Annotated in this window: 7 protein-coding genes; 2 read left to right on the top strand and 5 right to left on the bottom strand. The window is 68.1% G+C overall.

What is annotated here, in order from left to right; all coding sequences use genetic code 11:
* The first annotated feature begins 442 nt into the window (after positions 1–442).
* Together AB0L53_RS21300 and AB0L53_RS21295 are read left to right on the top strand one after the other, a co-directional pair.
* Positions 443–856 (top strand): Imm7 family immunity protein, encoded by a 414-nt coding sequence (locus tag AB0L53_RS21300; RefSeq protein WP_363996243.1) that lies wholly within the window; start codon positions 443–445, stop codon positions 854–856.
* A gap of 520 nt (positions 857–1376) precedes the next feature.
* Positions 1377–2330 (top strand): serine hydrolase, encoded by a 954-nt coding sequence (locus AB0L53_RS21295; RefSeq protein ID WP_363996240.1) that lies wholly within the window; start codon positions 1377–1379, stop codon positions 2328–2330.
* 242 nt (positions 2331–2572) lie between these two features.
* On the opposite strand, the gene AB0L53_RS21290 is transcribed toward AB0L53_RS21295, so the two are convergent.
* From AB0L53_RS21290 to pstS, 5 genes are read right to left on the bottom strand one after another with little or no spacing between them, the layout of a single operon-like run.
* Positions 2573–3268 carry a response regulator transcription factor gene (locus AB0L53_RS21290; protein WP_358557449.1) on the bottom strand — a complete coding sequence of 232 codons (696 nt, stop codon included), beginning with the start codon at positions 3266–3268 and terminating at the stop codon, positions 2573–2575.
* Positions 3269–3294: 26 nt separating this feature from the next.
* On the bottom strand, positions 3295–4071 hold the full coding sequence (pstB, locus tag AB0L53_RS21285) for a phosphate ABC transporter ATP-binding protein PstB (RefSeq protein ID WP_363996237.1): 777 nt from the start codon (positions 4069–4071) through the stop codon (positions 3295–3297).
* A 14-nt stretch (positions 4072–4085) separates the two neighbouring features.
* Positions 4086–4961 carry a phosphate ABC transporter permease PstA gene (gene pstA, locus AB0L53_RS21280; protein WP_358450525.1) on the bottom strand — a complete coding sequence of 292 codons (876 nt, stop codon included), beginning with the start codon at positions 4959–4961 and terminating at the stop codon, positions 4086–4088.
* Positions 4958–5938: a phosphate ABC transporter permease subunit PstC gene (gene pstC, locus AB0L53_RS21275; RefSeq protein WP_357643166.1), complete on the bottom strand. Its 981-nt coding sequence runs from the start codon at positions 5936–5938 to the stop codon at positions 4958–4960. The genes pstA and pstC overlap by 4 nt, the downstream gene beginning before the upstream one ends.
* 6 nt (positions 5939–5944) lie before the next feature.
* A complete protein-coding gene (pstS, locus tag AB0L53_RS21270) occupies positions 5945–7057 on the bottom strand; it encodes a phosphate ABC transporter substrate-binding protein PstS (RefSeq protein ID WP_363996233.1) in 1113 nt (370 codons plus the stop codon).
* Between the last annotated feature and the right edge of the window lie 70 nt (positions 7058–7127).

Below are 7127 nucleotides of genomic sequence, written 5' to 3'. Positions count from 1 at the left end.
GCGGAAATTGGGCTCCACGCATACGCGTGGGGCCCTTTTTCGTGTTGCGGGGCCTTGCGCGTGGCGCGTGGGGGCCCTTTTCTGCGTTGTGGGGTCAGGCGCCGTTTCCGGGCATTGCCGTTCCCGGGCATTTCTACGTTCCCGGGCCTCGCGCCGTTCTCGGGGCCTGGAGAGTTCGGACCGCACGAGGCGGCCTGCTGGAGCGACGGCGAAGGTGCTGGCGGTCCGCGTGAGGCAGCCTGCTGGAGCGACCGCGGCGGTCCGCGCAAGGCGGTCTGCTGGAGGGATGGCGACGGCGGGAGGGGGACGGCCGACGGTAACGCGGCTTCCCGCTCAGGCGTTGCTGCCCTCTCGGCGGTCCGCGTGAGGCAGCCTGCGGGAGGGATGGCAAGGTCGGAGGGGACTGCGAGGGTGATGGAGAGACGGCGACGGCGGCAGGGGGATGGCGGTGATGGAGTACCACGGGTGGGTGACCATCCGTCAGACGGCCCGCGCTGACGACGACGGATCCGATGGCCTCCTGAAGCGGCAGGTGGAGGAGATCAGTGCCTATCTGGCGCAGCTCCCCGACTACGGTTTGATCGACCTGCGCTGGTTGAACGGCATTCCCTCCTTGCACGTGGCCGGCCAACCCAACCGCGACGGCGGCTGGAGCGGCATCATCATCGAGCTGTTCCAGCGGGTCGGCCAGATCGCGCCCGGCTCCTACGGGCTGCTCCACCTCTGGGACGACGAAGGCGCTCACCCGAACGAGTTCCGCGTCTACCGGCTCGTACGCGGCCGGCTGAGCGAGCACGCCGACACCCTGCTCTCTCCCACGATCCCGACCCTCGAAGACCCCGAACCGCACTCCTGACCCAAGCCGGACTCCTGACCTGAGCCGCACTTCCAACCCGAGCTGCACTTGGCCCGAGCCGGATTCCCGGCCCGAGCCGCACTCCTGGTCTGGCTCCTGACCTGGGCTATCAGTCCGTCAATAGGAACTCGAGATGATACGACTTGGGCGGCCAGCGAGATCGTGGTGTCCGCGCGAGCAAGCCCGTGGTGTCCGTGCGGGCGCAGGAACGTTGGCGTCCGTGCGTCCGTCCGAGCTGACTGAGCTCGTTGGTGAGCATCTCCCGCGGAACAGGCGCGCTGGCAGCTCGTGCTCGCCCTGGCCAGGTCGGGCCGCCAAGCAACTGCCCCACTGAGCGGGGCCGCCCCACTGGGCGGGCGGCCTCACAGAACGAGACCGCCCCACTGAGCGGGTCGGCCCCGCAGGGCGAGGCCACCCCAGAGGGGTTGCCGAATGGGACATCTGTGGCGTCGGCTCGATCGTCAAACTGGGCACCACTGGCCACTAGCGTCACATCGGCACCATTCGTGATAATTCACGAATGGTCGGGGGCAGAGGCGTCGGGGGATTCTCCCGCGTGGCCCTAACGGGGCTTCTCCTGCTGCTCTTGGCCGTCTGGCCGGTGCCGCCCCAGCGGGAGCCGGGTCAGCGTCCGGCCGCCTTCCACCAGCACGCCCCGGTCCTGGTCCAGCAGCAGGCACTGGTCGAGGTCCCCGCGCCGGTGAAGCATCGCAAGAAGCCCAAGCCGGATCCGCCGATCGTGGCCAAGAAGATTACCAAGCGGCTCGATCGCTACCTGGCCGGGCGTCCGGGGCCCGTCACAGCCATGGTCGAAGATCTCACCACCGGGCGCCTCTACCGTTATCACCGCAACGAACGACTGATCACCGCGAGCACCGCCAAAGTGCAGATCCTCATGGCGCTCCTCCTCAAGACCCCCTGGCACAAGCTCTCGAAGGCCACCAGGCACGACGCCGACCTCATGATCCGCTACAGCGACAACCACGCCGCCGACCGTCTCTGGCTGCGCATCGGTGGGGCCGCCGGGTTCACGAAGGCGGGCAAGAAGTACGGGCTGCGCCACACTCAGGGTGTTCCGGGTGACTGCGTTGACCTGTACTGCTGGGGCATCACCAGCACCTCGGCCGAAGACCAGGTGCGGCTGATGAAGGCCCTCGTGTCGGCCAAGAGCCCGCTCCGGGCCAAGGATCGTGCGCAGGTGCTCAGGCTGATGGGCAAGGTGATCGACGGCCAGAACTGGGGCGTGAGCGCCGCCAAGTGCAAGGGCGACCATGTCGCGCTGAAGAACGGCTGGCTGAAGCGCGTGTCCACCAAGCGCTGGGCCATCGTCAGCGTCGGACTCATTCACGGCCACGGCCATGACTACGCGCTGGCCGTACTGGCCGAGAACAACGCCGACACCGGCCAGGGCATCGCGACCGTTCAGGGCGTGGCCGAGCGGATCATGAAATCTTTCCGGTCGTGCCACGCCTGACCGCGCGGGGTAACGCGGGGCCGGTTGTGCCACGCCTGGCCGAAGGGGGTCACGCGGGGCCCGGATGGAGCGTCCCACGGGCTGAACGGGGTTAAGCGGGGTTAAGCGGGGCGGAACGTAGTCGCACAGAGCTGAACAGCTTCACGGGGTCAAGCCCCAAGGGTCATACAGGCCAAGCAGGGTCTTCACGGGGCCGTGCAGGGCCGTACAGGGCCATGCAGGCCGTACAGGGCCATGCAGGGTCACACAGAGTCGGAGGGGGCGGGGGCGATCAGGCGGTAGCCCACGCCGCGGACTGTCTGGATCAGTGCGTCCTCGTCGTCGCCCAGCCGGGCCCGCAGCCGCTTGACGTGCACCGCGATCGTGTTCGTCGAGGTGCTGGACACCGTGTGCCACACATGCCGCATGATCTGCTCCCGCGTGACCGTGCGGTTCGCGTTGCGCATCAGATACTGCAGCAGCTCGAACTCGCGCAGCGGCAGGTGCACGACCCGCCCGTCCACCCGTACCTGGTAGGCCTGCGCGTCGAGTTCGACGCCGCCCACGACCAGCACCTCGCGGCCCTCCGGGGAGGCCGCGTGGATGAACGGCAATAATTCCGGCACCCGGTACGGCCTGGCCACGCAGGCGACGGCACCGGCGGCGAGCGCCTGTACGGCCTGCTCGGCGTGCCCCTCGCCGACGCCGAGCAGAACGGGCACGGCCCGCGAGAGCCGTACCGCCCGTACGAAGTCGACGGCGCCGATGACCGGCAGCGTGGCCGATACGAGTACCACGTCAGGCTGCAGCGCCCCGGCCTGGATCAGGCCCTGGGCGCCGTCGGGGACGCCGGTGACCGAGACGCCCTCGCGTTCGAGGGCGGTGGCCACGTCCTCCACGACCCCGTTGTCCGGGTCCGCGATGAGCAGGATGGGCTTCGTCCTCGTGTCCCCGTTCACACTGGATGCCGCCTGCTGGTGGATCATCAGCCGAAGCGCCCGGTGATGTAGTCCTCGGTCGCCTTCTCTGTGGGATTGGTGAACATGCGGGAGGTCTCGTCCATCTCGACGACCTTGCCGGGCTTGCCCTGCTCGGCGAGGTTGAAGAAGGCGGTCCGGTCGCTGACCCGGGCGGCCTGCTGCATGTTGTGGGTGACGATCACGATCGTGTAGTCGTCCTTGAGCTTGGCCATCAGGTCCTCGATGGCCAGCGTGGAGATCGGGTCGAGCGCGGAGCAGGGCTCGTCCATCAGCAGCACCTGTGGCTGGACCGCGATGGCCCTGGCTATGCAGAGTCGCTGCTGCTGGCCGCCCGACAGGCCCGCGCCGGGCTTGTTGAGGCGGTCCTTGACCTCGTTCCAGAGGTTGGCGCCCTTCAGCGACGTCTCGACGACGCCGTCCATCTCCGACTTGGCGACGCGGCCGTTGAGCCGGAGCCCGGCGGCCACGTTCTCGTAGATCGACATAGTGGGGAACGGGTTAGGGCGCTGGAAGACCATGCCGATCATCCGGCGCACCGAGACCGGCTCGACGCTGGAGGCGTACAGGTCCTCGCCGTCGAGCAGCACCTTGCCCTCCACGCGTGCGCCGGGGATGACCTCGTGCATGCGGTTGAGCGTGCGCAGGAACGTCGACTTGCCGCACCCGGAGGGGCCGATGAACGCGGTGATCGAGCGCGGCTCGATGGTCATCGAGACGTCCTCGATGGCCTTGTGGCCTCCGTAGTAGGCGTCGAGGCCGGAGACCTGGATCTGCTTGGACATAGTGGCTTTACCCCTTATCGGCCTCTGGCAGGTGCGCGCCACCGGGCGATCAGGCGCGCGACCAGGTTGAGCAGCATGACGATCAGGATGAGCGTGAGGGCTCCGGTCCAGGCCCGATCCACGGCGGTGTCGTTGGGACGCCCCGCCTGGTCGAAGACGAACAGGGGGAGCCCCATCTGCGGCCCGCTGAACGGGTCGTTGTTGATGGAGTCGGTGAAGAACACGGTGAGCAGCAGCGGCGCGGTCTCGCCGGCGACTCTGGCCACGGCCAGCATGACGCCGGTGATGATGCCGGTCAGCGCGGTCGGCAGGACGACCTTCATGATCGTGCGCCACTTGGCCACACCCAGCGCGTACGAGGCTTCGCGCAGGTCGTTCGGGACCAGGCGGAGCATCTCCTCGGCCGATCTGACCACGGTCGGCATCATCAGGATCGACAGGGCCAGCGCCCCGGCGAACCCGGAGAACGGCTGGCCCAGGAACAGGACCCAGAACGCCAGGATGAACAGGCCGGCGACGACAGAAGGGACGCCGGTCATGACGTCCACGAAGAAGCTGATGTACCGGCTCAACCGGCCGCCGTTGCCGTACTCGACCAGATAGATCGCGGTCAGCAGCCCGATGGGGACGGAGATGACCGAGGCGAGCAGGACCTGTTCCAGCGTGCCGATGATCGCGTGGTAAGCACCGCCACCCGCGTCGCGGGCGCCGATGTTGCGCATCGAGTGCGTGAGGAAGTCCAGGTCGAAGCGCCCGAGACCGTTCTTGATCACCAGCCAGAGCACGGACACGAGCGGCACCACGGCCAGGGCGAACGCCAGGTAGACCAGCCCCTGGACGACGCGGTCCTTGATGCGGCGGCTGGTCGAGATGTGCTGGATCGCGGTCATGCGGCGGCCCTCGCGTACTCCTTGCGGCGGTTGATGATCATGCGGGCCGCTATGTTGACGAGCAGTGTGATGACGAACAGCACCAGGCCGGAGGCGATCAGCGCGCCCCTGCCGATCGGGGTGGCCTCACCGAAGCCGTTGGCGATGTTCGCCGCGATGCTGTTGGCGTGCGGGGTGAGGATCTCGAAGCTGATGTCGAAGGTGGCGGGGAAGATCAGCGCGACCGCGATGGTCTCGCCCATCGCCCGGCCGAGGCCGAGCATCGAGGCGCTGATGACGCCGGGACGGCCGAACGGCAGCACGGCCATCCTGATCATCTCCCAGCGGGTGGCGCCGAGCGCGAGCGCCGCCTCCTCGTTCATCTTGGGAGCCTGGAGGAAGACCTCGCGGGAGATGGCCGCGATGATCGGCAGGATCATGATCGCCAGGACGATGGCTCCCGCGATCATGGTCTTGCCGCCGATCGCGCCCTCGCCGGCGAAGAGCGGGAACCAGCCCAGGTTCTCGTTCAGCCACTGCGAGGGCGTCTTGAGCAGCGGCACCAGGAAGACCACGCCCCACAGGCCGTACACCACACTGGGGACGGCGGCGAGCAGGTCGATCAGGTAGCCGAGTGGCCCGGCCAGGCGGCGGGGCGCGTAGTGGGAGATGAACAGCGCCACGCCGACCGCGATGGGAGTCGCGATGACGAGCGCGAGGGCCGAGCTGAGCACGGTGCCGAACGCCAGGGCGGCGATGCCGAAGACCTGGCTGCCGTTCGGGTCCCAGACCAGCTCGGAGAAGAAGTGACCCTTGTTCGCCTGCAGGGCGGGGATCGCCTCGCTGATGAGGAAGACGGCGATCGCCGCCATGATCCCCAGCAGGATGACGCCCGCGCCGGTGGCGGCGTAACGGAAGGGCCCTTCACCATGGCTGCGCCGCGAGGCGGACCGGCTCGTGGCCGATCCGCCGTCACGGGTACGAACGTTGGTCGTCATCGGCTGCTAGGAGATCGCCTCGACAGCGGTGCGGACCTTGGTCAGCAAATCGCCCGCGAGCGGGGCGTAACCGAGGTCCTTCAGCGCGGCCTGGCCCTCGTCGCTGGCGGTGTAGGTGAGGAAGGACTTGACCAGCTTCGCCTGGTCGGCGGGCAGGCCCTTCTCGCAGGTGATCTCGTACGTCACCAGGACGATCGGGTAGGCGCCCGCGGTCTTGGTGGCGTAGTCGATGCCGAGCTTCAGGTCGTTGCCCGTGCCCTTGATCTCCGCGGTCTCGATCGTCTTGGCGGCGCTGTCGGAGTTCAGCTCGACGAACTCGCCCGCGCCGTTGGCGACCTTGGCCTTCTGGAGCTGGGAGTTCTCGGCGAACGACAGCTCGACGTAGCTGATCGAGCCCTCGGCGCCCTTCACCGAGGAGGCGATGCCGTCGGAGCCCTTGGCGCCCTGGCCCTTGGCCTCGGCGGGCCACGCCTTGGCGGGCTCGTACGGCCACTCGGCCGTGGCCTTGAGGAACTTGGTGAAGTTGTCGCTGGTGCCGGACTCGTCAGCCCGGTGGAAGGCCTGGATCGGCGTCGAAGGCAGCTTGGCCTGGGGGTTGTCGGCCTTGATGGCCGCGTCGTCCCACTTGGTGATCTTGCTGCTGAAGATGCCGCCGAGGGTCTTGGGGGACAGCTGCAGCCCGTCGACGCCCGGGAGGTTGTAGACGACCGCGATCGGGCCGGTCACCATCGGGATGTTGATGGCCTTGCCGGTCTTGCACCGGGCGTCGGCCTGGGCGGGCTCGCCCTTGTCGTCCTTGAGGGCCGAGTCGGAACCCGCGAAGGCGACCGTACCCTGGATGAAGGCCTGGACGCCCGCGCCAGAACCGCTGGGCTGGTAGTTCAGGCTGGCCCCGGGGTTCTTGCTCTGGAAGTCCTTCTTCCACTGGTCGATCGCGTTGGCCTGGGCCGAGGATCCGGCGGCGTTGATCGTGCCGCTCAGACCGTTGTCGTTACCCGCGGCGGTGGTGGCACCGGCGGACGCGGTGGCGTCGGCGCCGCTGTTGTTGTCTGTGCCGCACGCAGCGAGCGAGAGCGCGCCGACGACGGCGACGGCGGCGAGCCGGCCTGCATACTTCACGGTTGGGTTTCCTCCCACTCGGTCCTTAGTCGCTACGAAGTTATGCAGCCAAAGTGACTCAATCCCCCTA

Origin of the sequence: Nonomuraea sp. NPDC052129 (assembly GCF_040680095.1) — a bacterium.
In the GTDB taxonomy this organism is placed as follows: domain Bacteria; phylum Actinomycetota; class Actinomycetes; order Streptosporangiales; family Streptosporangiaceae; genus Nonomuraea.
This window is presented reverse-complemented; position numbering and strand designations above follow the sequence as displayed.

Excerpts from the sequence above, each read along its gene's own strand:
- AB0L53_RS21300 (WP_363996243.1), top strand. The coding sequence starts at position 443 with ATGGCGGTGATGGAGTACCACGGGTGGGTGACCATCCGTCAGACGGCC.
- AB0L53_RS21295 (WP_363996240.1), top strand. The coding sequence starts at position 1,377 with ATGGTCGGGGGCAGAGGCGTCGGGGGATTCTCCCGCGTGGCCCTAACG.
- pstB (WP_363996237.1), bottom strand. The coding sequence starts at position 4,071 with ATGTCCAAGCAGATCCAGGTCTCCGGCCTCGACGCCTACTACGGAGGC.
- pstA (WP_358450525.1), bottom strand. The coding sequence starts at position 4,961 with ATGACCGCGATCCAGCACATCTCGACCAGCCGCCGCATCAAGGACCGC.
- pstC (WP_357643166.1), bottom strand. The coding sequence starts at position 5,938 with ATGACGACCAACGTTCGTACCCGTGACGGCGGATCGGCCACGAGCCGG.